This is a genomic window from Nocardia sp. NPDC056564 (genome assembly GCF_042793755.1).
Classification (GTDB): domain Bacteria; phylum Actinomycetota; class Actinomycetes; order Mycobacteriales; family Mycobacteriaceae; genus Nocardia.
In genome coordinates this window covers 76,793-102,306 of the sequence record NZ_JBHTUR010000016.1, presented here as the reverse complement: position 1 = coordinate 102,306, position 25,514 = coordinate 76,793, and the positions used below count along the sequence as shown (strand labels likewise).

At 68.6% G+C, this 25,514-nt stretch carries 22 protein-coding genes and 1 pseudogene; 5 read left to right on the top strand and 18 right to left on the bottom strand.

Annotated elements, in window-relative coordinates:
* Positions 1-44 precede the first annotated feature (44 nt).
* Genes ACFQ9K_RS32215 through ACFQ9K_RS32200 form a run of 4 tightly spaced genes read right to left on the bottom strand, consistent with a single transcriptional unit; the run spans position 45 to position 5,100 of the window.
* Positions 45-1,511: a GntP family permease gene (locus ACFQ9K_RS32215; protein WP_378725873.1), complete on the bottom strand. Its 1,467-nt coding sequence runs from the start codon at positions 1,509-1,511 to the stop codon at positions 45-47.
* 10 nt (positions 1,512-1,521) lie between these two features.
* Positions 1,522-2,142: a bifunctional 4-hydroxy-2-oxoglutarate aldolase/2-dehydro-3-deoxy-phosphogluconate aldolase gene (locus ACFQ9K_RS32210; RefSeq protein ID WP_378725871.1), complete on the bottom strand. Its 621-nt coding sequence runs from the start codon at positions 2,140-2,142 to the stop codon at positions 1,522-1,524.
* Positions 2,139-3,752, bottom strand: coding sequence for an amidohydrolase family protein (locus ACFQ9K_RS32205; RefSeq protein ID WP_378725869.1), 1,614 nt, complete (start codon positions 3,750-3,752; stop codon positions 2,139-2,141). The genes ACFQ9K_RS32210 and ACFQ9K_RS32205 overlap by 4 nt, the downstream gene beginning before the upstream one ends.
* 13 nt (positions 3,753-3,765) lie before the next feature.
* Positions 3,766-5,100, bottom strand: coding sequence for an amino acid deaminase (locus ACFQ9K_RS32200; protein WP_378725867.1), 1,335 nt, complete (start codon positions 5,098-5,100; stop codon positions 3,766-3,768).
* Between the two features lie 105 nt (positions 5,101-5,205).
* Here ACFQ9K_RS32200 and ACFQ9K_RS32195 point away from each other — a divergent pair, with 105 nt between their 5' ends.
* The 3 genes from ACFQ9K_RS32195 to ACFQ9K_RS32185 are packed head-to-tail and all read left to right on the top strand — an operon-like array spanning position 5,206 to position 7,426.
* Positions 5,206-6,249 carry a sugar kinase gene (locus tag ACFQ9K_RS32195; protein ID WP_378725865.1) on the top strand — a complete coding sequence of 348 codons (1,044 nt, stop codon included), beginning with the start codon at positions 5,206-5,208 and terminating at the stop codon, positions 6,247-6,249.
* On the top strand, positions 6,246-7,016 hold the full coding sequence (locus ACFQ9K_RS32190; protein WP_378725864.1) for an IclR family transcriptional regulator: 771 nt from the start codon (positions 6,246-6,248) through the stop codon (positions 7,014-7,016). Before ACFQ9K_RS32195 ends, ACFQ9K_RS32190 begins: the two co-directional genes overlap by 4 nt.
* A gap of 2 nt (positions 7,017-7,018) precedes the next feature.
* Positions 7,019-7,426: a RidA family protein gene (locus tag ACFQ9K_RS32185; protein WP_378725863.1), complete on the top strand. Its 408-nt coding sequence runs from the start codon at positions 7,019-7,021 to the stop codon at positions 7,424-7,426.
* A gap of 93 nt (positions 7,427-7,519) precedes the next feature.
* On the opposite strand, the gene ACFQ9K_RS32180 is transcribed toward ACFQ9K_RS32185, so the two are convergent.
* From ACFQ9K_RS32180 to ACFQ9K_RS32150, 7 genes and pseudogenes are all read right to left on the bottom strand, one after another.
* The gene (locus tag ACFQ9K_RS32180) at positions 7,520-9,214 is read right to left on the bottom strand and encodes an ATP-binding cassette domain-containing protein (RefSeq protein ID WP_378984002.1); all 1,695 of its coding nucleotides are present in this window, start codon (positions 9,212-9,214) and stop codon (positions 7,520-7,522) included.
* A 12-nt stretch (positions 9,215-9,226) separates the two neighbouring features.
* Positions 9,227-10,129: pseudogene (locus tag ACFQ9K_RS32175) on the bottom strand (ABC transporter ATP-binding protein); the annotation flags it as partial.
* A gap of 10 nt (positions 10,130-10,139) precedes the next feature.
* Positions 10,140-11,054 (bottom strand): ABC transporter permease, encoded by a 915-nt coding sequence (locus ACFQ9K_RS32170; protein ID WP_378722620.1) that lies wholly within the window; start codon positions 11,052-11,054, stop codon positions 10,140-10,142.
* Complete coding sequence (locus tag ACFQ9K_RS32165) at positions 11,051-11,995, bottom strand: ABC transporter permease (protein WP_378722621.1); 945 nt, start codon at positions 11,993-11,995, stop codon at positions 11,051-11,053. The genes ACFQ9K_RS32170 and ACFQ9K_RS32165 overlap by 4 nt, the downstream gene beginning before the upstream one ends.
* An 18-nt stretch (positions 11,996-12,013) precedes the next feature.
* On the bottom strand, positions 12,014-13,645 hold the full coding sequence (locus ACFQ9K_RS32160) for an ABC transporter substrate-binding protein (RefSeq protein WP_378722622.1): 1,632 nt from the start codon (positions 13,643-13,645) through the stop codon (positions 12,014-12,016).
* A gap of 183 nt (positions 13,646-13,828) precedes the next feature.
* Positions 13,829-15,460 (bottom strand): ABC transporter substrate-binding protein, encoded by a 1,632-nt coding sequence (locus ACFQ9K_RS32155; RefSeq protein ID WP_378722623.1) that lies wholly within the window; start codon positions 15,458-15,460, stop codon positions 13,829-13,831.
* Between the two features lie 163 nt (positions 15,461-15,623).
* Complete coding sequence (locus tag ACFQ9K_RS32150) at positions 15,624-17,405, bottom strand: gamma-glutamyltransferase family protein (RefSeq protein WP_378722624.1); 1,782 nt, start codon at positions 17,403-17,405, stop codon at positions 15,624-15,626.
* A 71-nt stretch (positions 17,406-17,476) separates the two neighbouring features.
* On the opposite strand from ACFQ9K_RS32150, the gene ACFQ9K_RS32145 reads away from it, so the two are divergent.
* Positions 17,477-18,376, top strand: coding sequence for a LysR family transcriptional regulator (locus ACFQ9K_RS32145; protein WP_378722625.1), 900 nt, complete (start codon positions 17,477-17,479; stop codon positions 18,374-18,376).
* Between the two features lie 4 nt (positions 18,377-18,380).
* Here the strand turns inward: ACFQ9K_RS32145 and ppc are convergent, their stop codons facing one another.
* On the bottom strand, positions 18,381-21,155 hold the full coding sequence (gene ppc / locus ACFQ9K_RS32140) for a phosphoenolpyruvate carboxylase (protein ID WP_378722627.1): 2,775 nt from the start codon (positions 21,153-21,155) through the stop codon (positions 18,381-18,383).
* A 102-nt stretch (positions 21,156-21,257) separates the two neighbouring features.
* On the opposite strand from ppc, the gene ACFQ9K_RS32135 reads away from it, so the two are divergent.
* Positions 21,258-21,755 (top strand): nitroreductase/quinone reductase family protein, encoded by a 498-nt coding sequence (locus ACFQ9K_RS32135; RefSeq protein WP_378722628.1) that lies wholly within the window; start codon positions 21,258-21,260, stop codon positions 21,753-21,755.
* Between the two features lie 39 nt (positions 21,756-21,794).
* On the opposite strand, the gene ACFQ9K_RS32130 is transcribed toward ACFQ9K_RS32135, so the two are convergent.
* The 6 genes from ACFQ9K_RS32130 to ACFQ9K_RS32105 all read right to left on the bottom strand — a co-directional run bounded on the left by ACFQ9K_RS32130 (position 21,795) and on the right by ACFQ9K_RS32105 (position 25,509).
* Positions 21,795-22,214 (bottom strand): VOC family protein, encoded by a 420-nt coding sequence (locus ACFQ9K_RS32130; protein ID WP_378722630.1) that lies wholly within the window; start codon positions 22,212-22,214, stop codon positions 21,795-21,797.
* A 67-nt stretch (positions 22,215-22,281) separates the two neighbouring features.
* The gene (locus ACFQ9K_RS32125; protein WP_378722631.1) at positions 22,282-23,415 is read right to left on the bottom strand and encodes an AAA family ATPase; all 1,134 of its coding nucleotides are present in this window, start codon (positions 23,413-23,415) and stop codon (positions 22,282-22,284) included.
* Between the two features lie 32 nt (positions 23,416-23,447).
* The gene (locus ACFQ9K_RS32120) at positions 23,448-24,005 is read right to left on the bottom strand and encodes a sugar O-acetyltransferase (RefSeq protein WP_378722632.1); all 558 of its coding nucleotides are present in this window, start codon (positions 24,003-24,005) and stop codon (positions 23,448-23,450) included.
* A gap of 85 nt (positions 24,006-24,090) precedes the next feature.
* Positions 24,091-24,633, bottom strand: coding sequence for an ATP/GTP-binding protein (locus ACFQ9K_RS32115; RefSeq protein ID WP_378722642.1), 543 nt, complete (start codon positions 24,631-24,633; stop codon positions 24,091-24,093).
* Between the two features lie 49 nt (positions 24,634-24,682).
* Entirely contained in the window at positions 24,683-25,081 is a 399-nt protein-coding gene (locus ACFQ9K_RS32110; RefSeq protein WP_378722633.1) for a DUF742 domain-containing protein, read from the bottom strand.
* A gap of 44 nt (positions 25,082-25,125) precedes the next feature.
* On the bottom strand, positions 25,126-25,509 hold the full coding sequence (locus ACFQ9K_RS32105; protein WP_378722643.1) for a roadblock/LC7 domain-containing protein: 384 nt from the start codon (positions 25,507-25,509) through the stop codon (positions 25,126-25,128).
* Between the last annotated feature and the right edge of the window lie 5 nt (positions 25,510-25,514).

Sequence of the window (25,514 nt, the reverse complement as noted above, 5' to 3'; positions counted from 1 at the left end):
GACCACCAGTTGTCCGGCCCCGCGGGGTTTCGAAGGACCTACCGCTAGCTGACGATGGCGAACAACACCGCAGCGACCGCGAAACTCACCACCGACAGGATGGTTTCGAGGACGGTCCAGGTTTGCAGCGTCTGCTTCACCGTCATGTTGAAGAACTTCGCGATGATCCAGAACCCGCCGTCGTTGACGTGGCTGAGGATGATCGACCCCGCCGCGATCGCCATGGCGATCAGCGCGATCGACATCTGCGAGTAATCGTGCCCGGTCACCAGCGGCGCCACGATGCCACCGGTGGTGACGATGGCGACGGTGGCCGAACCCTGCGCGATCCGCAGACCGCAGCTGATGATGTAGGCGAGAACGATCACCGGAAGCCCCGCCGCGGACATGGTGTCGGCGAGCGCGGTGCCGATCCCGGTGGCGGAGATGACCTTGCCGAAGAACGCACCCGCGCCGACCACCAGCAGCAGCATGCCGACCGGGCGCAACGACTCCGCGGTGAGCTCGCTGAGCTCCTGCACGGTGGACCCGCGCCGGACGCCGAGCACGTAGAAGGCGATGAGTACCGCGATGAGCAGCGCCACCGCGGGCGTGCCGAAGAAGGTCAGCACCTGAAGCAGCTGAGAGTTCTTGTCCAGCAGCTGAGTACCGAAGGTCGCGCCGAGGATCAGCACCAGCGGGATGGCGATGATCGCGCCGATCAGCCCGACCGACGGCGGCGTGGTCGTCACGGGCCGCTTGGTCGCGACGCCGCCGGAACCGTCGGAAACCCGCTCCCCCTCATCGGGAGCGGTCTCCTTCTCCTCGTCCTTGCGCACGAGAAACTCGTCCGGCACCTCGACCTGGATTCGCTTGCCGATGTAGCTGCCCCAGACGATGCCGGCGGCGATGAATCCCGGTATGCCGCAGACGAATCCCATCAGGATCAGCCAGCCGAGGCTCACCCCGAGCAGGCCGCCCAGCGCCACCGGACCCGGGTGCGGGGGCAGGAACGCGTGCGTCATGGACAACCCGGCCAGCATCGGCATGGCGTAGAGCACCAGCGACCGGCCGCCGCGCTTGGCGGCCACGTAGATCAGCGGCGCGAGCACGAAGATGCCGATGTCGAAGAACACCGGGATGCCGAAGATGAGCCCGAGCAGGCCCATGGCGACCGGGGCGCCCTTCTCGCCGAACAGATTCAGCAGCTTGCCGGTCAGAACGTCGGCGCCGCCGGATCGTTCGAGGATCGCGCCGAGCACCGTGCCGAGGCCGATGATCACGGCGATATGCCCGAGGATGCCACCGAATCCGGTCTCCAGGATGGAGTCACCGGCCTTGATCGCCGTGCCGACGATCTTCGACACCGGTAGCCCGGCGGCGAGGGCCAGCGCCAGACCGGTGAGCAGCAGCGCGATGAACGGCTCCAGCTTGACCTTGATGATGGCGAACAGCAAAACCGCGATCGCGAGCCCGCAGAGCACGAGCAGCCCCGGGGTGGTAGTGCGCAGCCAATCAACGGTAGCGCCCATGGTGGACCTCTCAATTCATGGATCGAACGAACGACGCCGCGCGGGAAGCGATATCGGACCAACGGCCCGCGGCGACATCGGAAGGGGAAACGACGTCGGTTCCCGCGGTGACGGCAATCGCGCCCGCAGCGAGGAATTCGGCGGCATTACCCGCATTGACGCCCCCGGAAGGGATGAGCGCCAGGTCGGGGAACGGACCACGCAGGTCCTTCAGGTAGCCGGGGCCGAGGGCCCTGGCGGGGAAGATCTTCACCGCGGCCGCGCCGAGATCCAGCGCGGTGAGCACCTCGCTCGGCGTGAAAGCGCCCATCACGACCGGAATGTCGTGCCGGGCGGCGACCTCCGCGACGTCGGCGCGCAGCCCCGGCGTGACCAGGAACTGGGCGCCGCTGTCGATGGCGGCCTCGGCTTGTTCGCCGGTCAGCACGGTGCCGACCCCGACCACGGCGCCCTCGGCGGCGCTCGCCGCGGCGAGATAGCCGAGCACACCGGGCGTGGTGAAGGTGAGCTCCAGCGCCCGGATCCCGGACGACGCCAGCGCTTGGGCGAGCGCGACCGGATCGGGGATCTCCGGTGCCCGGACCACGCTCAGCACGCGATCGGCACGGATCACCTCTAGGGCCGTGGTCAATATGTCTCCTTCCGTGAGGCGTCCATGCGCAGCGCACGTCCGGCGAGATTGCCGGTGGGCGCGCCGTTCTCGATGGCGAACTCACCGTTGACGAGCACGTGCCGGATGCCGCGCGCCTGCTGTTTCGGGTTGTCGAACGTCGCGGTGTCCACGACGGTCGCCGGGTCGAACACGACCAGATCCGCGGCATACCCGGTGAAGACGAGCCCGCGATCACGCAACCGCAACCGATCGGCGGGCCTGCCGGTCAGATGGTGCACGCAGTCCTCGAGTTCGAGCACGCCCAGTTCGCGCACGTAGTGCCCGAGGTAGCGCGGGAAGGTGCCCCAGGCCCGCGGATGCGGCCGGGCCGGCGCGAGCAGCGCGTCGCTGCCGCCCATGTGCCCAGGGTGCACCATGATCGCACGCACGTTCTCCTCGTGCCCGACGTGCTGCAGGATGCTGGTCGCGAACTGATCCCGGCGCAGCAGATCGAAGAACACCTCGACCGGCGCCATTTCCCGTTCGGCGGCGATCTCGTTCAACCGCTTGCCGACGTATCCGTCGAGTTCCGGGTTGGCGACACCGCTGATCTGAATGGTCTCCCATTCGACGGTCACGCCGTGACAGCCGTCGGACCCGTTCACGTTCACGTCCAGCGTGATTCGCGCCCGCGTCCGGTCGTCGTCGAGGCGCGCCAGCGCCGCGTCCGGTCCGCCGGACATCGCCCAGCTCGGCAGCAAGGCCGAAAGCGTGGTCGCACCAGGCAGATACGGGTAGGTGTCCAGGGTGATGTCGCACCCCTCGGCCCGCGCCGCGTCGATCAGCGCCAGGAATTCCGGTGCGCGCCCGGCATTCACGTGAAAGTTCATCGTGGCGTGCGTGAGGTGCAGCGCGCACCCGGTGGCCTTGGCCAGCTCGATCATCTCCGCGTACGCCTCGAGCGCACCCGCACCGTAGGAGCGGGTATGCGGCGCATAGAACCCGCCGAATTCGGCGACCACCGTGCACAGCGCCGCCAATTCCCCGGTGTCGGCATACATTCCGGGCGTGTAGGTCAACCCGCTCGACATCCCGACCGCGCCCTCGCGCAGCCCCTGCGCGAGCAGTTCCTGCATCCGGTGGATCTCCGCCGCCGTCGCGGCACGCTGCTCCGAGCCGACCACGAGCAACCGCAAGGTGCCCTGCGGCACGAGATAGGCCGCGTTGGGGGTGATTCCGCGGTCGAGCCGGTCGAGGTACTCCCCGACGGTCCGCCAGGAGAAATCGAGATCGGCGGGATTGCCGTTCCACCCGGCGATCTGGCGGCGCACCACCGCGAGGGTGGCGTCGTCGATCGGCGCGTAGGACAGCCCGTCCTGCCCGATCAGCTCGGTGGTGATGCCCTGGCTGATCTTCGGGAAATGCCCCGGCTCGGTGAGCAGATGCAGATCCGAGTGGGCGTGCATGTCGATGAAGCCGGGGCACAGCACCGCACCGGGCCCCGCGTCGATGATCCGGCCGGCGTCGGCGATGCTGCCGGGCTCGGCGATCCGGGCGATGCGCCCCCGATCGACCAGCACGTCACCGCGGAACCGCGGCGACCCGGTGCCATCGATGATGTCGATGTCGCGAAAGAGTAAGTCCGTCATGGTCTTCGGCTCGTCAGAAGAACGTGTGCAGCAGGTCGACGACCCGCGGCGACTCGGCGTCGGCGTCATCGATCACCGGAATGAGCCGCCACTTGTCGAACGCGGTGCACGGGTGCGACAGACCCAATCGCACGACCGCGCCGACCGCGAGCTCGCTGCCCTCGGGCAGCCGCAGGAAGGTGTGCTGGTCGTTGAGCGCCGAGACCGTCGCCGCCGGGTCCAGGGCCGAACCGCCTTTTCCGGCAACGAATTGCGGCACCGGCAGCCCCTCGTCGTAGGGCAGGTCGCGCTTGCCCGCGTCCAGCAGCGCCAATCCCGGCTCCGGACGGGAGACGGCGCGCGCCCAACCGTGCATGGCCGAGCGCAGCGGATGGTCACTGCGCGACGCGGCGAACGGGGAGATGCCCGCGTAGAACCCGTCGTCGTGGATGATGTACGCCCCGGAACGCAGCACCACCGAGGTCGGAACACCCTGTGCGCCTTGCTCGTCGGCCAGGCCGGCCAGCCGCTCGACGACCAGGTCCGGGTAGGCACTGCCGCCGGCGGTCACGATCGCGCCGTCCGAATACTGCCCGGCGGCGGCGATTTCCCGATGCAGGCGGGCGAGTTCATCGAGGTAGTGCCGCACGGTGTCGACCCCCTCGGCGGTCCGGTCGTGCGCCAGCGCCCCCTCGTACCCGCCGACTCCGGCCAGCGTCAGCCGCTGCGCGTCGACGATTGCCGCGGCGACGGCGTGCGCCTGCTCGACGGTGCGCGCACCGGTACGTCCATGCGGCCCACCGAGTTCGACGAGCACCCGGACCTGCGCCGGGCCGGGCGCGGAGCGCAGGTGCTCGTCCATCAACTCCACGGTCTCGACACTGTCCGCCCAGCAGACGAACTCGAAGTCCGGGTCCTTCGCCGATTCGGCGGCGACCCAGTGCAATCCGACCGGATCGACCAGCGCGTTGGCCAGCAGTATCCGAGCGACCCCGAACGAGCGCGCCACCTGCACCTGCCAGATGGTGGCGAGGGTGATGCCCCAGCATCCCGCTGCCAGCTGCTGCGCCCACAGCTGGGGCGACATGGTGGTCTTGCCGTGCGGGGCGAGCTGCACGCCCGCCGCGCGCGCCCAGTCCGCCATGCGGGCGACGTTCGCGTCCACCGCGGACCGGTCGATGGTCAGCAGCGGCGTCTCGAACTGGTCGAGATTCGGTGCGGTGGCGAGGAATTCGCGCACGGTGCGACCCCAGGCAGCGGGCGGCAGCCCTTTGTGCTCGGGACCGATCGTCCGGTCTCCGAGTCCTGCTACGACGTCTTCGTCGATCGCCACGGCATTCCTTCCCAGCGAGTGCACCTCATTATGCATAGCCTCTTGCTATTGCATATTTTGCAATGCTTGTTGCGCATCGTGTTTCGTGTGGTTATTCTGCACGGGATGGCCGGTGGCCGCAAGCACAGGAAGGAGATCGGTGTGACGTGGCCTACGTCGACCCGCTCACGGGCGGTAACTGTCGGCGAGGGACTCGCGGTGCTGGTGGCGCAGCCGGGACCGCTGGAGGAGTCGGAGATCTTCGAACGGACCGCGGGCGGCGCGGAGGCGAACGTGGCCACCGTGCTGCGCCAGCTGGGGGTCGACACCGCCTGGCTGTCCAGGGTCGGCGACGACGGCTTCGGCCGCTATCTCGTCGCGCACCTGGCCGCGCACGGCGTCGACGTGTCGGCGGTGGTCACCGATCCGGGCAGGCCGACCGCGGTGTACGTCAAGGAACGCGGGAGCGGCTCGGGCAAGGCCACCGATCTGGCCGAGCGGGCCAGTCGCATGCTCTACTACCGGACCGGCTCGGCGGCCAGCGCGCTCTCGCCCGCCGATCTCGCGGCGACCGCGGCGGCGGATCTGCTCGCGCACTGCGACCTGGTGCACTTCACCGGGATCACCACCGCGCTGTCCGCGTCGGCGACCGGGCTCACCGAGGCACTGCTCGCGCTGCCCCGCAACGGCAGGCTGGTCAGTTTCGACCTGAACTTCCGACCCGCATTGTGGGCAGGCCGCGGCGAACTCGCCGCCGAGGTGCTCGCCCGGCATGTGCGCGGCAGCGACGTGGTCTTCCTCGGCGCGGACGAGGCGGGCGCGGTCTTCGGCACCGACGACGCCGACGAACTGCGCGCCCGGTTCCCCGAACCCGCGCAGCTGATCGTCAAGAACGACGCGCACACGGTCACCGGATTCGCCGGCGCCGAACGCGTCGAGGTGCCCGCGCTCGGGCTGGAGATCACCGAGCGGATCGGCGCGGGCGACGCGTTCGCCGGCGGCTATCTCGCCGCACTGCTGCACGGCCGGCCGCTGGTGCAGCGCTTGCGATTCGGGCATCTCTGCGCGGCGGCGGCATTGACCGGAACCGGCGACGGAGCCGAACTGCCCGCGACCGCGATCCTGGAACGCCTGGCCGTGCTGGACGAAATCGACTGGGCCGGGCTGCATTACAACGACAGTGTCATCCAGGAGGTGGCCTCATGAGTCAGAGTTTGTCGCGCGCGTTGACCATTCTCGTCGCGCTGGGCGAAGATTCGCGCTCGCTCGACCAGCTGGCCACCCAGCTCGGCGTGCACAAGTCGACGGTGCTGCGGTTGTTGCAGACGATGGAGGCCCAGCGCTTCGTCACCCACGACAGCCAGCACCGGTACGTGCTCGGGTCGCGGCTGTTCGAGCTGGCCAATCGCACCCTGGAGCAGCGCGACGTGCGCACCCTCGCGCGGCCGCACCTGAGCGCGTTGAACGCCGATACCAAGCAGACGATCCATCTCGCCACCTACGAATCCGGCGACGTCGTCTACATCGACAAGCTCGACGCGACCCAGAGCGTGCGCATGTACTCCAGGATCGGCCGCCCGGCGCCGCTGCACTGCACCGCCGTCGGCAAGGTGCTCATCTCGGCGCTGCCCCGCGCGGAGTGGCGGGCCATCGCCGAGAAGATCGACTTCCATCCGTTCACCGAGCGGACCATCCGCACCCCCGAGCGCTACCTGATCGAACTGGAAAAGGTTGCCGCGCTGGGCTATGCGGAGGACCACGAGGAGCACGAGAGCTTCGTCAACTGCATCGGTGTCCCGGTGCGCAACGGCACCGGCGCGGTGGTCGCCGCGGTCTCCATGTCGGTGCCGGACATGTTGCTCGACCACGACCAGGTGCTGGCCGAGCTGCCGCGGGTTCGCGCGGCCGCCGACGCCATCTCCGCCGAGCTCGGCTGGATTCCCGGCCGCGCAACCACCCCCACGAAAGGCTGACCATGAGTGAGAAGATCGCCGTCCGCACCACCGACGCGCCCGCACCCGCGCACACGTTCTCCCAGGGCGTGCGCAAGGGACCGTTCGTGCAGGTCTCTGGGCAGGGTCCGGTGGACCCGATCACCAACGAGTACCTGTACCCGGGCGACGCTGCGGCGCAGACCATCCGCACGCTGCAGAATGTGAAGGCGATCGTCGACGCGAGCGGGGCGACGTTCGACGATGTGGTGATGCTGCGCGTCTACCTGACCACCCGCGACGACTTCGGCGCGATGAACGAGGCCTACGGGGAGTTCGTCGACGCCAACACCACCGGTGACGTATTGCCCAGCCGCACCACCGTTTTCACGGGGCTGCCGCGGGCGGAGATGCTGGTCGAGATCGACGCGATCGCGATCGTCACGGAGTAGAGACGAAGCAGCCGCCCCGGCCGGAAGGCCGGGGCGGCTGGTGCCGCGCCGTGTAGTCAGCCACGACGCGGGGCCTGGGTTCGGCTGCGGGCCCTAGACTTTCGCAGCCAGTTCACTGTCGACGGAAGCCTCGACCTCGTCGGCTTCGTCGCTCTTGTCGGCCTTGTCCGGCACGGCACCGCCGAGAACGCCCGTTCCGGGGATCGCGTCCAGCAGTTGGCGCGTGTACTGGTCGGCGGGCGCGGTGAGGACCTCCTCGACCGGACCCTGCTCCACCACTCGGCCGTCCCGCATCACCACGACGTCGTGCGCCAGCGCACGAACCACCGCGAGGTCGTGCGAGATGAACAGGTAGCTGACGCCGAGCCGCTCCTGCAACGAGGCGAGCAGCGTCAGAATCTGGTCCTGCACCAGCACATCCAGCGCGGACACCGCCTCGTCGCACACCACGAGCTGCGGCTCGATGGCCAGCGCCCTGGCGATCGCGACCCGCTGGCGCTGGCCGCCGGACAGCTCGTTCGGGTAGCGGTGCGCCATGGCGGCGGGCAGCGCGACCTGCTCCAGCAGTTCGGAAACCCGCTTGCGGCGCGCCGCACGATCACCGATCCCGAAGGCGCGCAACGGTTCCGCGATCAACCGCTCGACCGTCCACATCGGATCCAGCGACGCGTACGGGTCCTGGAACACCGGCTGCATCGACAACCGCGCCGCGCGCAACGGCGCACCGCTGAGGCCGACCATGTCGACACCGTTCAGCTTGATCGTGCCGGAGGTGGCGGACACCAGGCCGAGCACCATCCGCGCGGTCGTGGTCTTGCCCGAGCCGGACTCGCCGACGATCGCCGTGGTGCGGCCGCGGGCGATCGAGAACGACACGTTGTCGACCGCGCGCAGCACGCCGCCGCGACCGCGAATCTTGTACTCCTTGCTGATGCCGGAGACCTCGAGGATCGGAGCCGCCTTGGCCGGCTCCGCAATCGCGGTCTCGGCCTCGGCGACCTGCTCGGCGGACATCTTCGGCTCGGCGGCCTTGTTGTCGGCCGACTTCTCGCCACCCTCGGCAACGGCGGTCTGCGGCGTGGAATCGACTGCCTTGTCGGCGATCTCGTCGCCGGCTGCGTTCTCCTCGACAGACGGCTCACCGTCGGCCTTCGCGTCGGCGACCTTCTCCTCGGCCGACTCGCCGTCAGCCTTCGCATCGGCAGCCTTGTCGGCGGCCAACTCGCTATCGGCCTTATCGTCGGCGGCCTTATCCTCGGCGGCCCCCGGTTCGGTCGGCTTGTCATCGGCCTTCTCGACGACAGCCTGACCGTCCGCGACCTCCGCCTCGGCCGACTTGCCGTCCGCCTTCTCGGCGACGGCATCCGTGCCGGCGGTCTTCTCGTCGGCGGTTCCCGTGCCGGACGACTTGCCGTCGGTCTCCTCGGCAGCGGCCTTGTCCGTCGTAGTGGCCGATGTGCTCTCGGCCGCCTGCTCCGCGACGACGTCCTCGGCGGAAGCCTTGGCGGCGGCGGACTTCTCGGCAACCTCGGCCTCGGCCGCTTCGGCGACAACCTTCTCGGTGCCCTTGGCGGACTTGCCATTTGCGGCGGCCGCGACGGCGGCGCCACCCTCGACGGCCTTCTCCTCGACCGCCTTCTCCGCGGCAGCCTCCTCCTCGGCAGCCTTCTCCGCGGCAGCGTCGCCCTCATCGACGACGCTGCCCTCGACCGCCTTCTCCTCGGCATCCGCACCGCCGGCGGGCTTTTCGTCAGCGGCCGGCTCGGCGACGGCGGTCTCGGCAACCACCGTCTCGACGGCCGCCTCCGCGCCGACCGCGGCCTGCTCCTCGAGCACCTCGTCCACCACATCGGGATCGGCCCGGCGCGGCGCGATCAACGCCGGCGCCGCCGCGACCAACCGCCGCGTGTACTCCTCCTGCGGATCGGTCAGCACCTGCCGAGCCGGACCGGACTCGACGATCCGTCCGTCCGACATCACCACGACCCGATCCGCGCGCTCCGCGGCCAGCCCGAGGTCGTGCGTCACCAGCAGCAGCGCGGTACCCAGCTCCTGGGTCAGCTTCTCCAGATGATCCAGAATCTGCCGCTGCACGGTCACATCCAGCGCCGACGTCGGCTCGTCGGCGATCAGCAGATCCGGTCGGCAGGCCAGACCGATGGCGATCAGCGCCCGCTGGCGCATACCGCCGGAGAACTCGTGCGGGTACTGCCGCGCCCGCCGCGCGGGCTCGGGCAACCCGGCCTGGCCGAGCAGCTCGATGGCCCGCTCCTTCGCCTCGCCGCGCGAGCAGATCTTGTGTGCCAGCAGGGTTTCCGAGACCTGCCGCCCGACCCGGGACACCGGGTTCAGGTTCGACATCGGGTCCTGCGGGACCAGACCGATCTCCTTGCCGCGCAACGCGCGCAGCCGCTTCTCCTCGGCGTTCGTGATGTCCTCGCCGCGCCACCGGATGCTGCCGCCGGTCACCGCGCCCGAGCCGGGCAGCAGGCCGATGATCGCATGGGCCAGTGTGGATTTGCCGGATCCGGAGGCGCCGACCACCGCGACCCGCTCCCCCGGCTGCACGACCAGGTCCGCGCCCTTGACGGCGTTCACCGCGCCGAAGGACACGCGCAGATCGCTGATCTCCAAGAGTGGTTCCGGACCGCCTGCCACCCGAGCGCCGCCCCTGGTTGAATCGCCTTGCGAAACTGTACTCATTCGGGCTCCTTCAGCGCCGTGTCTTCGGGTCGAGCGCGTCCCGCAGGGCGTCGCCGAAGAGGTTGAATCCCAAGCAGATGATCGCGAGCGCCACACCGGGGAAGATGCCCGGCCACGGCGTGCGGAGCAGGTACTGCTGTGCGTCGGACAGCATGATGCCCAGGCTGGGCGCGGGCGGCTTGATGCCGAGTCCGAGGAAGGACAGGATCGCCTCGCCGATCACCGCGGTCGGCATGATCACCGTGGCCTGCACGATGATCGGGGCCAGCGAGTTGGGCAGGATGTGCTCGCCGAGGATGCGCCAGGACGGCACGTCCATCGTGGTCGCGGCGAGCACGAAGTCGGTTTCCTTGAGCCGCAACGTTTCCGCGCGCACCACCCGCATCATGATCGGCACCTGGGCGATGCCGAGCGCGATGGCGGCGTCGGCCAGACCGCCGCCGTTGATCGCGGTCAGCCCGACCGCGAGGATGATGAACGGGAAGGCGAGCAGCACGTCGGACAGGCGGGACAGGATCATGTCCAGCGTGCGCCAGTACCCGGCGAGCAGGCCGAGCGGCACGCCGATCAACACCGCGCACAGCACCGACAGCACGCCGACCTCGAGCGAGGCGCGGGTGCCGTAGAGCACGCGGGAGAGGATGTCGCGGCCCAGATCGTCGGTGCCCAGCAGGAATCCGACGGTGCCCGGCTGCTGGAACGGGGTGGAGAAGTGCACCTCGCTCGGCGAGTAGGGCGCCAGCAGCGGCGCGAACACGCCGACGAAGATCACGATCAGCAGCAGCACCGCGCCGACCATGCCGAGCGGGTTGCGCCACAGCTGGCGCAGCACCCGCCCGCGCACCGCGGTCAGCGGCGGGGTCTCGAGCGGCTTGTTCTCGACGCCGGGACTGGTCTCGACGGCCGGAGTATCGGTAATGGTCACTGCGCCCTCCCGGACACTCGCACGCGCGGGTCGATCACCGTGTACAGCACATCGACCAGCAGGTTGATCACGATGTAGGCGGTGGCGATCACCATGATGACCGCCTGGATCACCGGGTAGTCCCTGGTGAACACCGAGTCGAGGGTCAGCTTGCCCATGCCGGGCAGGCTGAAGATGCGCTCGGTGACCACCGCGCCGGCGATGAGCCCGCCGAGTTGCAGGCCGACGATCGTGGTGACCACGATCAGGCTGTTGCGCAGGCCGAAGCGGAAGATCACCGCGGGGCGGCTCAGGCCCTTGGCCCTGGCCGTGCGGACGAAGTCGGCGGTCAGCGTCTCCACCATGGACGAGCGGGTCTGACGCTGCACCACCGCCGCGTGCGCGAGGCCGAGGATGATCGCGGGCAGGGTGAGGAAGTAGAGGCCGCGCAGCGGATGCTCGAACGGCGAGACGTAGCCCGAGGCCGGGAACCAGTTGAGCTGCACCGAGAGATACAGCACCGCGAGGATGCCGACCCAGAACGTGGGCACCGACAGCGCGGCCAGCGAGAACCCGTTGGCCACCCACTCGGGCCAGCGGCCGCGGTAGACCGCCGCGATGACGCCGCCGATCACGCCGGCCAGCACCGCGATGATCATCGCGTACACCGCGAGCTGCACGGTCACCGGCAGCGTGGTGCCGATCATGTCGATCACCGGGGTTCCGGTGCGGATGGACCGGCCGAAGTCGCCGGTCAGCGCGTGCCAGACGAACTGGAAGTACTGCACCGGCAGCGACTGGTCCAGCCCGAGATCGGCGCGCACGGCGGCGATGGCCGCGGGGTCGGCCTGCTCGCCCGCCATGGTCGTGGCGGGGTCACCGGGCAGCGCGCGCACCCCGATGAAGACCACGATCGAGGCGAGCACCAACGTGACAGCGGACTGCCACAGACGGTGAAACACATACTGCAACATGGTTTTTCAGCCCTTCCGATCCGCGACGAACGCGGCCTTGCCGAGCCGGACAGCGCCGTCGGCATACACCTCGATGCCCGTCACCCATGTCGAGTGCACGGTCAAGTTACGCAGCCGGTAGGTGTAGATGAACGGGTTTTCCCGCGCGATGAACCGCACCGCCTGCTCATAAAGCGCACCGCGTTGCGCGGCGCTCGTACTGTGTGCGGCCCAGCCGAGGATCTCGTCCAGTTCCCGGGAGTTGTATCCGCTGTAGTTACCGCTCGAGCCGGTGGTCAGGAACCGGGCGGTGTTGCCGTCCGGGTCCAGCCGGCCCGACCAGCCGAGCAGCAGGGCCTCGTAGGTGCCGCGCTTCTGCGCGTCCAGCATGGCCGAGTACTCGGTCGGCACGATCCGCAGATCGAACCCGCCTTGCGCGACGCTGTCCCGCAGCGCTTCGGCGTACTGGAGGTAGTCCTGAGTGTTGGTGACCTGCATGGTGACCGGGTACGGCAGCTGCACGCCGGCCTCCTCGAGCAGCGCCTTGGATCGCTGCGGATCGAAGAGCGGGCAGGCGGTGCTCGCCTGCGTCGCGTACGAGGTACGCGGCGCGATCGGCGTGCAGGCCGGGTCGTACCAGTTGTTGAACACCTTCTTGACCAGGGTCTCCCGATCGGTGGCCAGCGAGAACGCCAGCCGCACCCTGGCGTCCTTGGCGATGGCGGTGTTGATCGGCTTGACCGGTTTACCCGCGCCGTCGACGTTGCCGATATTGAGATACAGGCCCTGGAAACCGAACGATCCCGATTGCAGGACTCGCAGCTGCGGCAACTTCACCAGGCTGTCGATGTCCATCGGGGACATCGTGTCGCCGACCTGGATGTCACCGGAGCGCAGGTTCGCCGACCTGGTCTTGGCGTCCGGCATGATCCGATAGGTGATCGAATCGAAGTGCACGTTCTTCGCGTCGTAGTACAGCGGGTCGCGCGCCACCTGGATCGAGGTGTTCGGGACCCGCTTGACGAACTTGAACGGCCCGACACATACCGGGTGATCGCCGAAGTTCTTCTCCGACTCCTTGAGCGCGGCCGGCGACATGATCATCCCGGCGCGGTCGGCGAGCGCGGCGGTGAGCGGCGCGAACGGCTCCCGGTACCTGATCGTCACGTGCGTCGAGTCGACGGCCTCGATCTCGTCGATCGGGCCCATCTCGCCGGTACGCTGGGAACCCTCCATCTTCCAGTGCCGCTGCAGGCTGGTCTCGACCGCGGCGGCGTTGAACTGGGTGCCGTCGGCGAACTGGATCCCGCTGCGTACGGGAATGGTGACGGTGAGCCCGTCCGACGAGATGTCCGGCAGCGCGGTGGCCAACTGCGGCACCAGATTTCCGGAGGCATCGTTGTCGTAGAGCTTCTCGCAGATCGTGCTCATCACGTAACGCATGTAGAGCGAGCTGGAGGTGGTCGGATCGAGCTTGTCGGGTTCGTTCGACAGGCCCATCACCAGGTCACCGCCCTCACGCACCGGCTGCGTACCGATGGGCGTGCCGTAATCGTCGACGTGCGTCGCGGGCGGGGTGGCGTGTTGCGTCGGTGCGCAGGCAGCGAGGACGGCGGCGACGACACCGAGGACCGCCATCCGAGTGGAGCGAACGAGCATGCGCTACAACATACTTCAACACGGTGCATTTTTCGCCACCACCGTTTCTTTTTGTACATTGTTCTCTTAGCCGCCACCGGTAGAAATCACGGCGACCGGAAATCGATACGGAAAATAGCGGTCCGGCGAATCCGGACCGCTATTCCTCGTCGGTGTTCGGCTATTGCGCTACCGCGCGCCTATTCAGCTCTTCTCGTCCGTGAAGGCGGCCTTACCGAGGCGGACCACACCGTCGGCATACGCCTCGATGCCGGTCACCCGCGCGGTGTGCACGGTCAGCACGCGGATTCGGTAGGTGTAGATGTACGGGTTCTCCTCTTGGATCACCTTTGTCGACTGCCCATAGAGTTCGGCGCGCTGCGCGGTATCGGTGGTGCGCGCGGCCTTGGCGAGCAAGTCGTCGAGTTTAGGCGAACTGAAACCGCCGTAGTTACCGCCCGAACCGGTGGTCATGAATCGGGTGATATTGGCGTCCGGGTCGAGCCGGCCGGACCAGCCGAGGAACAGCGCCTCGTAGGTGCCGCGCTTCTGCACGTCCAGCAGGGTCGAGTATTCGGTGGGCACGATCTTCAGGTCGAATCCGCCCTCGGCGACGTTGGCCTGCAACGCCTGGGCGTACCGGAGCTGATCCTGGGAATTGGTGACCTGCATGGTGATCGGGTACGGCAGCTGCACGCCGGCCTCGATGAGCAATTGCTTCGACTTCTGCGGATCGTACGTGGGGCACGCGATTCCGGCCGGGGTGGCATAGGTGCTCTTCGGCACGATCCCCGAACACGCGGGCTCGTACCAGTTGTTGAATACCGTGTTGACCAGGGTCTGCCGGTCGACGCTCAGCGAGAGCGCCTCGCGGATCTTCGCGTTCTTCGCCAGCGGGGTATCGATCGGCTTGGCCGGCTTGCCGACGCCGTCGACGTTGCCGATATTGAGGTAGATGCCCTGGAAACCGAGCGATCCCGATTGCAGCAGGCGCAGATCCGGGTTCTTGGCCAGCGCGTCGACGTCCTGCGGGGAGATGGTGTCGGCGACCTGGATGTCACCGGAGCGCAGGTTCGACGCGCGAATATTGGCGTCGATCATGATGCGGTAGGTGACCGTGTCGAGGTGCACCTTCTTCGCGTCGTAGTACAGCGGATCGCGTTCGACGATGATCGAGGTCTGCGGAATGCGCTTGACGAACTTGAACGGTCCGACGCACACCGGGTGATCGGCGAAGTTCTTGCCCTCGTCCTTCGCGAGTTCGACCGGGGACATGATCATTCCGGCGCGGTCGGCGAGCGCGGCGGTGATCGGCGCGAAGGGCTTTTTGTAGCGAATCACAACGTGCGTCGGATCGGCGGTCTCGATCGAAGCGACCGGACCCATTTCGCTGGTCCGCTGCGAGGTTTTCATGCTGAAGTGCCGCTGGAGGCTGGTCTGCACGGCGGCCGCGTCGAACGGGGCGCCGTCGGCGAACTTGATTCCGGTACGCACCGGGATGGTGACGGTCAGGCCGTCCTCGGAGACGGTAGGCATCGCAGTAGCCAACTGCGGCACCAGATTTCCGGACGCGTCGTTGTCATAGAGCTTCTCGCAGATCGAGTTCATGACGTAACGCGTGTAGAGGGAGCTGGAGGTGGTCGGGTCGAGCTTGTCCGGTTCGGAGGAAAGGCCCATCACCAGGTCGCCGCCCTCACGTACCGGCTGCGATCCCACGGGTGTGCCGTAATCATCTGTGTGCGTTGCGGTCCCAGCGGGGTGCTGTACCGGTGCGCAGGAAGCGATGGCGACGGCGGTGACGCCGAGCACCAGCATCCGTGTGAAGCGAGCGAGCATGCGCTACAAGATACTTCAACGTTTCGCACTTTTCTCGCCGGGTATTCCTTTTCGTAGAATGTTCTTGCGCACGACATCACGCGAATCGGCGAGAACTTCCAAATGACACGACAAATAGCGGTCCGGCGTAACCGGACCGCTATTCTCCATTTCAGTCGTTCAGTTATCGTCCCGCGGCGTAGCCCTGCATGCCCCGTGGATTGGCTCCAGCTGAAAGTACACCGTTCTCCCGGTCCCGAGCCACCGCGCACAAGCGGCCTTCCGACCACGGCGGGCCCACGGTCACGCTGTGTCCGCGTCGCTCCAGGTCGGCGATCACCTCGGTGCCGATGCGCGACTCCACGATCACCGCACCCGGGCTCATCGCCCGCGGATAGAACGAGCCGGGGAAACTTTCCTGATGCCAGTTCGGGGCATCGATGGCGCCTTGCAGATCGAGTCCGCCCCGCACTTTCTCGCGCAGCGCGACCGCAAGGAAGAAATGCAGGCTCCACTGATCCTGTTGATCGCCGCCCGGCGTACCGAATGCCATCACCGCCTCACCGTCGCGCAGCGCCAGCGACGGGCTGAGCGTGGTGCGCGGGCGGCGGCCCGGCGCGAGCGAGTTGGGCAGTCCCGGCTCCAGCCAGGACATCTGTAGTCGGGTGCCGAGCGGGAAGCCGAGCTCGGGGACCACCGGATTCGATTGCAGCCAGCCACCACTGGGCGTCGCCGCGATCATGTTGCCCCAGCGATCGACGATATCGAGCTGGCAGGTGTCGCCGCGGGTGGCACCGGAGGTGGCCACCGTCGGCTCGCCCGCGCCCACCGCGGCATCAACGGCCCCAACGGAATTGGTCTGTACGTAGCCGCTCAGCCGCGGCCGCTGGCCGTCCGGGCTGCCGGGGCGCAGTTCGTAGGAGGCCTGCGGTCCGATCAGCGCGCTGCGCTGCGCGTTGTACCAGGGGGAAAGCAGGGTCGACAGCGAGACCTGGGTGCTGTCGCCGTACCACGCCTCCCGGTCGGCCATCGCGAGCTTCGAGCCCTCGATCAGCGTGTGGTAGTACTCCGGCGTGCCGTATTCCAGCCGCTCCGGCAGCAGCGCGAGTTGTTGCAGCAGGACCGGCCCCTGGCTCCACAGGCCAGGCTTCGCGACGGTCCAGCCGTTCCACGTGTAGGTGACCGGATTCTCGTACGTCGCACTGAAATTCGCGAGATCGTCACCGGTCAGCCAGCCGACGTGACGTTCGCCGGAGGTGTCCATGGTCGGGCGCGCGGCGGCGGCGGCCAGCGCGTCGGCGATGAACCCCGCACGCCAGATCCGCCGCGCGGCCTCGATCTGCCCGTCCCGGTCGGAGCTCGCGGCCTCGGCCTCGGCGATCAACCTGCGCCAGGTCGCGGCGAGCACCGGATTGCGCAGCAATGCGCCTGCGGCAGGGGCCTTTCCGTCCTTCAGGTACAGCTCGGCGGAGGTGGTCCATTCGTTCTCGAACAGCTCGGCGACCGTCTCGACGGTCTCGCCGACCCGCTCCACCGCAGGGTGGCCGCGCTCGGCGTTGCCGATCGCGTAGGACAGCACCTCGGACAGCCGCTTCGTGCCGTGGTCGCGCAGCAGCACCATCCAGGCGTCGAACGCGCCGGGGACCGCGGCGGCGAGCGGACCGGTGCCGGGCACCAGGTCCAGGCCGAGCGCGTTGTAGCGGGCGATGGTGGCGCCGGCCGGGGCGGGCCCCTGGCCGCACAGCACGCGCGGCGGCAGGCCCGCGGGTGCGAGAATGATCGGCACCTCGCCGGCCGGGCCGTTCAGATGCGGCTCGACCACGTGCAACACGAACCCCGCGGCGACCGCCGCGTCGAACGCGTTACCGTCGTTCTCGAGCACCGCCATCGCGGCGGCCGAGGCGAGCCAGTGGGTTGACGACACCATCCCGAAGGTGCCCTGCAAGGTAGGACGCGTGGTGAACACCTGCCGAGTATCGCCTTAGAGCGGTACGTACGTCCAAGACATCTATGGCACCAAACCGATAGCCTATGGTTATGGAACGCAGGCAGCTCGAGTACTTCGTCGCCATCGTCGAGCACGGCGGGTTCACCCATGCCGCGCGGGCGTTGCGGGTAGCCCAGCCGTCGCTGTCGCGGGCGATCGGCAAGCTGGAGCGCGAGCTCGGGGTGGCGCTGTTTCACCGGGTCGGGCGCAACGCGGTGCTCAGCAACGCGGGCGAGTTCATGGCCGACCGGGCGCGGCAGGTGCTGCGGGATCTGGACGCGCTGCGGGCGGCCGCGCAGGCGGTCGGCGAGGGCGTGGTCGGGCGGGTGGATGTGGCGGCCACCTCATCCTCCACGCTGGAGCCGGTGATCAGCACCATCGCCGAACTGCGCGAGCATCACCCGGGGCTGACGGTCGGCACCTGGTCGGCACTGTCCGCCGCCGAGGTGGTCGCCATGGTGTTGCGCGGGCGCTGCGAGGCCGGGGTTTGCGGTAGCGCGGAACGCCCCGCGGGGCGCGGTCTGGTGGCCCATCACCTGCGCGACGAACAGTTCCTGCTCGTCGCTCCCCCGGGCACGAAGATCGGCACCGATGGCACAGTCACGCCAGAAGACCTGCGCGGCATGAGCTTTGTCATCACCCAGCCGGCCACCGCGGTCCGGGCGCGCTTCGACCGGCTCGCCGCCACCGTCGGCGATCTGCACATCGCGGCCGAGGTCGGCGACCGCAGCGTGGTGCTGCCGATGGTGCTGCGCGGCATCGGCTCCGGGCTGATGCCGGACGGCTGGCACGACCTGGCCCTGCGCGCGGGGGCCGAGGTCTATCGGTTCGATCCGCCGGAGAAGCTGCCGCAGTGGCTGGTGCACCGCGGCGGCCCGTTGACCGCCGCGGCGCAGGCGTTCGTCGCCACCACGCTCGCCCAGGCCGAACGGGCGCGCGCGGCACGGTGACCCGCTAGCCCGAGTTGCGCAGCGCGGTGGCCAGGCCGTTCATGGTCAGCAGGATGCCGCGCTTCACCAGCTCCGAATCGTCGCCCGCGCGCAGCCTGCGCAGCAGCTCCACCTGCATCTGGTTCAGCGGCTCCAGGTACGGGAAGCGGTTGTGGATCGACTCGGCCAGCGACGGGTTGTCGGCGAGCAGGTGATCGTTGCCGGTGATCGCGGCGTGCATCCGGATGGTCCTGGCGTGCTCGTCGCGGATCATGCCGAAGATCTGCTCGCGCAGCGCCACGTCCTCGACCAGCTCGGCGTAGCGAGCGGCGATGTCGAGGTCGCTCTTGGCCATCACCTGCGCCAGGTTCGACAGCACGGTGCGCAGGAACGGCCAGCGCCGATACAGGTCGGTCAGCGTCGCGAGGCGTTCGGGATCGCCGCCGATCCATTCCTCCAGCGCCGTGCCGGTGCCGTACCAGCCGGGCAGCATCACCCTGGCCTGGCTCCAGGACATCACCCACGGGATGGCGCGCAGGTCCGAGACCGAGTTGGTCGGCTTGCGCGAGGCGGGCCTGCTGCCGATGTTCAGGTCGCCGACCTCGGCCACCGGGGTGGACTGGCGGAAATACTCGACGAATCCCGGTGTTTCGTGCACCAGGCGGGCGTAGGCGGCGCGGGCCCGGTCGGCGAGTTCGTCCATGAGTTCGTAGGACGGTTCCGCGTCCGCGCCGAGACCCTCCACGTCGAGCAGCGTGGACTCCAGGGTGCCCGCGATGAGGGATTCCAGGTTGCGATGCGCCGCACCGGGTTCGGCGTACTTGGCGGCGATCACCTCGCCCTGCTCGGTCAGCCGCAGCGAGCCGCGCACGGCGCCGGCCGGCTGGGCGAGAATGGCGTCGTAGCTGCGGCCGCCGCCACGACCGACGGTGCCGCCGCGACCGTGGAAGAGCCGCAACCGGATGCCGGCCTTGCGGGCCACCTCGACCAGGTCGAGTTCGGCCCGGTACAGCGCCCAGTTGGCCGCGAGGTAGCCGCCGTCCTTGTTGGAGTCGGAGTATCCGAGCATGACCTCCTGCCGCATCCCGCGCGCGGCGACCAGGTCGCGGTACACCGGAACATCCAGTGCGGCAGCCAAGGTCGCCGCTCCGGCGCCGAGGTCCTCGATGGTCTCGAACAGCGGGACGATGCCCACCGAGCAGTGCGGCGGACCATCCGGCTCGCCGGGATCGAGCAGGCCGCCCTCCTTCAGCAGCAGCGCCGCCTCCAGCATGTCGCTGACCGAGGTGCACATGCTGATGATGTAGTTGGGCACCGCTTCGATGCCGAACGTGTCGACGACATCGCGTGCGGCGCAGACGATATCGACCTCCTTGCGGGCCAGTTCGCTCAGCCTGGCGTGCGGCCCGAGCAGCGGGCGACGGGTGCGCAGTTCCTCGGCGAGCAGCGCAACGCGCTCCGGCTCGGACAGGTTCGCGTAGTCCGGATGCACTCCCGCCCAGGCGAACAGCTCCGCGACGACCTGCTCGTGCACCTCCGAGTTCTGCCGCATGTCCAGGCCCTGGAGGTGGAAGCCGAAGGTCTCGATGGCGTGGCGCAGCGCGGCGAGCCGGTCATCGGCGAGCAGGTCGTCGCCGCTGCGGCGCAGGGAGGCGTCCACCGCGTCGAGGTCGTCGAGCACGGCCTGCGGGGTCGGGTACGGTTCCGCGCCGAGCTCGAGTCCGTCCGGCGGGATCTCACCGAGGGCGCGCCGCGCGGTCGCGGTCAGCCTGCCTCGAATGGTGTGCAGCGCACGGCGATACGGCTCGTCGGCATGGGTGGCGGGATCGGGGTATCCGGCCTCGGCCAGGGCGGCCACCTCGGGTGTCACCTGAACGAGCCGCGCCGAGAGGGCCAGCGCCTTCTCCAGCTCCACCAGTTCGCGCAGGTAGCGGGAGAAGGCGACCGTCGCCGCCTGGTGTCCGGCCTGGCGCACGACATCCGCGGTGACGTAGGGATTTCCGTCGCGGTCGCCGCCGATCCAGGAGCCGGGGCGCAGGATCGGCCGGGGCAGCAGTTCGGCACCGGGCCAGCGCGAGCGCAGCGCCGCGCGCACCTCGGCGTTGATCGCCGGGATCACGTCGAACAGGGTGATGTCGTAGTAGCGCAGGCCGACCGAGATCTCGTCCTGGATCCGCAAGCGCTGCAACCGGATCAGCGCGGTGCGCCACAGGCTGAGCACCTGCCTGCGGATCTGCTGCTCGAATTCGGCTCGCTCGCGGTCGGTTTCGGTGTAGCGCTGACGCAGCCGCATCAGTTCGGTGATCCGGGTCTGGCTGTCGAAGACCGTGCGGCGGCGAGTTTCCGTGGGGTGCGCGGTGATCACCGGCGAGACCAGCGCGTCGGCCAGCAGGTCGGCGACCTCGGCGCCGTCCAGCGCCGCCGCGTCGAGCTTGCGATAGGTGGCGGCCAGCGACGAATCCTGCGGCGGCTCACCGGCCGCCTCGTGCGCCTTGCGCCGGCGATCACGCTGGATGTCCTCGGCCAGGTTGGCCAGCAGCACGAAATAGCTGAACGCACGGATCAGCGGCAGTGCCACCGCGATGTCGACCCCGTCGAGCATCTCGGCCACGGCGCTGCGCTCCACCTCGGCCCGGCGCACCCGGAAGGCCTCGATGCGCACCCGCTCGATGAGGTCGAATACCTCGGGACCCTCGTGGTCGCGGATGGCGTCGCCGAGTACCCCGCCGAGAAACCGGATGTCGTCGCGTAGCGGCCGGATGGCGTCGTCGTGTTGCGTCTCGCTCGTCGATTCACCCATGATCAGACAGTATTGCCGTCCGGTCCCCGTTGGTATGCGACGCCGCCCACACCGTGTCGCCGCGGGCCGTCCAACGGCATCGCAGCACACGGGAGGACGACCATGGCCGAGAACACCCCCGACAGTCCCGCCGCGCTCAGCCTCAGCGGCCGGTTCGCGCATTTCGGCACCACCAGGCTGAACGCGATCAGCCGCTGGCAGAGCCGGCTGCACAACGCGGTGTATCAACGTTTCGACGGCACGGTGCTCGGAAAGTTCATGGGCCGCCCGGTATTCCAGCTGACCGTGCCCGGACGCAAGACCGGCGAGCCGCGCCCGGTGATCCTGATGCTGGTCCGCGACGGCGACGATCTGCTGGTCACCGGGTCCTACGGCGGCAACCCGAAACCGCCGGCCTGGTGGGGCAATCTGGTCGCCGCGGGCGGCGGGCAGGCCCGGGTCGGCCGGGAGAGCTGGGCGGTGACCGCGCGGGTGATCACCGATCCGGCCGAGCACGCCGGGTACTGGCGCAAGCTGGTGGCCCAGTACCCGGATTTCGCGACCTACCAGGCGCTCACCTCGCGCAAGCTGCCCATCGCGGTGCTCAGCCGCGCCAGTTGACCCCGGGGAAGCCCAGGGGGTCAACGGGTTTCGGCTGACTCAGCCGAGAACCTCGGAGAACCGGAGGTGGTTGCCCCACGGATCGCGGAAGCCGCAGTCGCGCATGCCGTACGGCTGGCTGATCGGTTCCTGGGTGACCTCGACGCCGGCGTCGCGCAGCCGGGCGAAGGTGTCGTCGGCCGACTGGACGGTGAAGATCAACGTGCCCGCCGCGCCGTTGTTCAGCCGCGCCTGCGCCGCCTCGCGCGCCGCCGCGTCCGGGTTCATCTCCGGCACCTCGAGAATGAATTCGAGGCCGGGCTGGCCGACCGGTCCGACGGTCAGCCAGCGCCCGCCGGGAAACGGCATGTCCTGACGGACCTCGAGGCCAAGCACGTCGCGATAGAACTCGAGCGCCCGATCCTGATCGCCGACGAGCATGGCGACGTGGGTGAGTGCGAGATCTTTGCCGTTGCTCATTGTTGGTTCTCCTTAAGTAGGCATGGCATCACTACTGACGGCGGGGGTGCGGCGAAATCATCGGCCGCTAGCGTTTCGGCCAGTACCAGGGCGGTTGATCGAGCCTGCCCTGGCCCGCGATGGTCGTCGCGCCGTTGTCCTTGACCAGCTCGACGGTGTGCAGCTCCGGCGCGCTCGCGGTCAGCGCGGTGACCAGCGGCCGCGCGTGCGTGACGACCACCACCTGGGTGTCCGCCGCGACGGTGGCGATGAGTTCGGCCAGCGGGGCGAGCAGTTCGGGGTGCAGGCTGGTCTCCGGCTCGTTGAGGACCAGGAGTTCGGGTGGGCGCGGGGTCAGGAGGGCGGCGACCAGGAGCAGGTAGCGCAGGGTGCCGTCGGAGAGTTCGGCGCCGCCGAGCGGGCGGATCAGGCCGCGCTGATAGAGCGCGAGCTCGAATCTGCCGTCGCGGTCGACGATCTCGACCTCGCTGCCGGGGAACGCGCGGTCGATCGCCTGGGTGAGGATGTGCGCGTCGCCGATCTCGCGGATGGTTTGCAGGGCCGCGGCGAGGTCGGCGCCGTCGTGGCCGAGCACCGTCGTGCGGGTGCCGATCTGCGGTGATCGGGCGGGCGCGTCGGCATCGGTGCGCAGGTGGTCGTAGAACCGCCAGGATCGGATGCGTTCGCGCAGCACCAGCAGATCCGGCGCGCTCTGCGGATCGGCCAGCTCGCTGAGCATGCTGTCGAACGGTCGCAGTGCGTGCGGCACCATCGCCCAGCCGCCGTCGTCGTCGCGTAGTCGCACGACCGGACCGCCGCGGTCGGCCAGCAGGGTGGCGGGGCGCAGCACCGGTCCGGCCCAGACCGCCTCGGCCTTGATCACCGGATCGAGGTTGAACATCGAGGTCGCATCGGGCACCGGCATGCCCAGCTCGGCGGCGTACCCGAAGTCTTCCCCGGCGAACCCGACCCGCACGCCCGCCGAATCGCCGGTGGACATTCCGCTGCCACCCGGACCCGCCCACAGGGTGGAGGCCACTCCCCCTTCCCGCGCCAGCGCGGCGATCGCCCCGTTGCGGGAGAAGTCGGCCAGCAGCCGCAGCGTCCGGTACAGACTGGATTTGCCGCTGCCATTCGCCCCGGTCACCACATTGAGCCGGCCCAACGGCATGATCACCTGCCGCAACGACCGGTAGTTCTCGACAGCCAGGGTCCGCAACATGACCCCAGGCTAACGATCCGCTACGACAGCGATCACAGCTCGCGGATCACCCGCGCCGGATTGCCCGCGGCGAACACCTTCGGCGGCAGATCCCTGGTGACCACGCTGCCCGCGCCCACCACGGTGTCGTCCCCGACCGTCACCCCCGGGCACACGATCACCCCGCCGCCGAACCACACGTTGTTCCCGATCCGGATCGGCGCGGCCGTCTCCCAGCGCTGCCTGCGCAATTCGTGGTCTTCCATCGGATGCAACGCGGTCAGCAACTGACACCGCGGCCCGATCGACACGTCGTCGCCGATGCTGATCGGCGCGCAATCCAGCAGGATCGCATCGAAATTCAGGAAACTGTTCGTGCCGATCTCGATCAGGTACCCGTAGTCGCACTGGAATCGCGGCCTGATCCAGGACCCCTCGCCGAACTTCCCCAGCAGCGCCCGCAGCGTCGCCTCCCGCCCCGCCCGGTCCCCGGCCTCGCTGCGATTGAACTCGTCGCACAACCGCTGCGCGCGTTCCCGCTCCGCCTTCAGCTCGGGATCGTTGTCCCGGTACAACTCCCCGCGGAGCATCCGCTCCTTCTGCTCGCCCACCCCCGCCACCTTAGACGCCGAACGGGACACAACCCGGCCCCGCTTTTCGACGGCCGCCGTGGTCGTGTCCCGTTCCAGGAGAACGTCAGGCAGGCAGTCCCTGCACCGATAGTCGGTGGAACAGGACCTGCTCCAGGAGGGCGACGAGCACGTCTTTGACCGACTCACGGTTGCGCGCATCGCATTCCAGGACCGGGATCCAGTCGTCGAGCTCCAGCGCCTCGCGCACCTCGCCGAGGTCGAAGTGCACGCCGTTGTCGAAGCGGTTGACTACCACCACGAACGGCGTCTGCTTCTCCTCGAAGTAGTCCAGCACCGGGTAGCAGTCGCCGATCCGGCTGGTGTCCACCATGATCACCGCGCCGAGCGCGCCGTCCACCAGGTCGTCCCAGAGGAAGACGAAGCGGTCCTGGCCGGGCGTGCCGAACAGGTACAGAATCAGCGAGCGGTCCAACGTGATTCGGCCGAAATCGAGCGCGACCGTGGTCTGCGTCTTGTCCGCGCGCCGGCCCGGGTCGTCGATGCCGACCGACACCTCGGTCATCGCGGCCTCGGTGACCAGCGGTTCGATCTCGGAGATCGCGCCGATGAAGGTGGTCTTGCCGACACCGAATCCGCCGCTGATCACGATCTTCACCGACGACGGCATCGTCGGCGGTGGCGGCGCAGTGTTCATGTCAGAGTGCCCGTACAAGGTCCCTGATCCTCTCGATGGCAGCGGTGGACAGTTGATCGGCCTCGCGCACGGTCGCATACCCACCGGCGACGAGATCGCTCACGACGACCTTCGCTACACCGACCGGAACGCGCAGCGCGGTACCGATTTCGGCGATGGAATGGGGCTGCTGGCACAACTGCACCACGGTGCGCTGTTCGAATTGCAGCGGCGCGGACAGCGCCGACGGCGGCGCCTGCACCAGGGTCTCGATGCGCAAACCGTCCATCAACGGCGTAGTGCGCCCCGCGGTGACGACAAAGGGACGCACAAACTGTTCATCACTGTCGACAAGTTCTTCGGCCGGCGGTTCTTGCTGGCCTGGGCGGTCCGGATCGAACCACCCGAACATCTGGTTCATCGGGATCATCCGCGGGTCCGGCAGCCTCGGCCGGTCAGGATCTCTCATCTTCGCAACGTCTCTCGCAACTCGGATATCAACGCCGGGTCAAGGAGCGACCCGGCGCGTTCGGCCAGCACGGCCATTTCGTAGCCGACAAGGCCGACATCGCAGCTGCCGTCGGCGATGACGCCGAGGCAGCTGCCGTCACCCATGGCCGAGACGAGCAGGAAGCCCCGCTTCATCTCGATCATGATCAGTTTGAGTCCGTCGAAGGAGTAACTGCGTGACGCGCTCTTGGCGAGGCTGGCCAGCCCCGAGACCATCGCCGAGAGGCGGTCCGCCGAGGTGCGGTCCAGTCCGTCCGACATGGCGATGAGCAGACCGTCCGAGGAGACCGCGACGGTGTCGCGGACACCGTCGGTCTCCCGGACGAAGTTCGCGAGCATCCAGT

Excerpts from the sequence above, each read along its gene's own strand:
- ACFQ9K_RS32145 (WP_378722625.1), top strand. The coding sequence starts at position 17,477 with ATGGAACGCAGGCAGCTCGAGTACTTCGTCGCCATCGTCGAGCACGGC.
- ACFQ9K_RS32105 (WP_378722643.1), bottom strand. The coding sequence starts at position 25,509 with ATGCTCGCGAACTTCGTCCGGGAGACCGACGGTGTCCGCGACACCGTC.
- ACFQ9K_RS32200 (WP_378725867.1), bottom strand. The coding sequence starts at position 5,100 with ATGCATAATGAGGTGCACTCGCTGGGAAGGAATGCCGTGGCGATCGAC.
- ACFQ9K_RS32155 (WP_378722623.1), bottom strand. The coding sequence starts at position 15,460 with ATGCTCGCTCGCTTCACACGGATGCTGGTGCTCGGCGTCACCGCCGTC.
- ppc (WP_378722627.1), bottom strand. The coding sequence starts at position 21,155 with ATGGGTGAATCGACGAGCGAGACGCAACACGACGACGCCATCCGGCCG.
- ACFQ9K_RS32110 (WP_378722633.1), bottom strand. The coding sequence starts at position 25,081 with ATGAACCAGATGTTCGGGTGGTTCGATCCGGACCGCCCAGGCCAGCAA.
- ACFQ9K_RS32190 (WP_378725864.1), top strand. The coding sequence starts at position 6,246 with ATGAGTCAGAGTTTGTCGCGCGCGTTGACCATTCTCGTCGCGCTGGGC.
- ACFQ9K_RS32205 (WP_378725869.1), bottom strand. The coding sequence starts at position 3,752 with ATGACGGACTTACTCTTTCGCGACATCGACATCATCGATGGCACCGGG.
- ACFQ9K_RS32185 (WP_378725863.1), top strand. The coding sequence starts at position 7,019 with ATGAGTGAGAAGATCGCCGTCCGCACCACCGACGCGCCCGCACCCGCG.
- ACFQ9K_RS32160 (WP_378722622.1), bottom strand. The coding sequence starts at position 13,645 with ATGCTCGTTCGCTCCACTCGGATGGCGGTCCTCGGTGTCGTCGCCGCC.
- ACFQ9K_RS32135 (WP_378722628.1), top strand. The coding sequence starts at position 21,258 with ATGGCCGAGAACACCCCCGACAGTCCCGCCGCGCTCAGCCTCAGCGGC.
- ACFQ9K_RS32215 (WP_378725873.1), bottom strand. The coding sequence starts at position 1,511 with ATGGGCGCTACCGTTGATTGGCTGCGCACTACCACCCCGGGGCTGCTC.
- ACFQ9K_RS32125 (WP_378722631.1), bottom strand. The coding sequence starts at position 23,415 with ATGTTGCGGACCCTGGCTGTCGAGAACTACCGGTCGTTGCGGCAGGTG.
- ACFQ9K_RS32130 (WP_378722630.1), bottom strand. The coding sequence starts at position 22,214 with ATGAGCAACGGCAAAGATCTCGCACTCACCCACGTCGCCATGCTCGTC.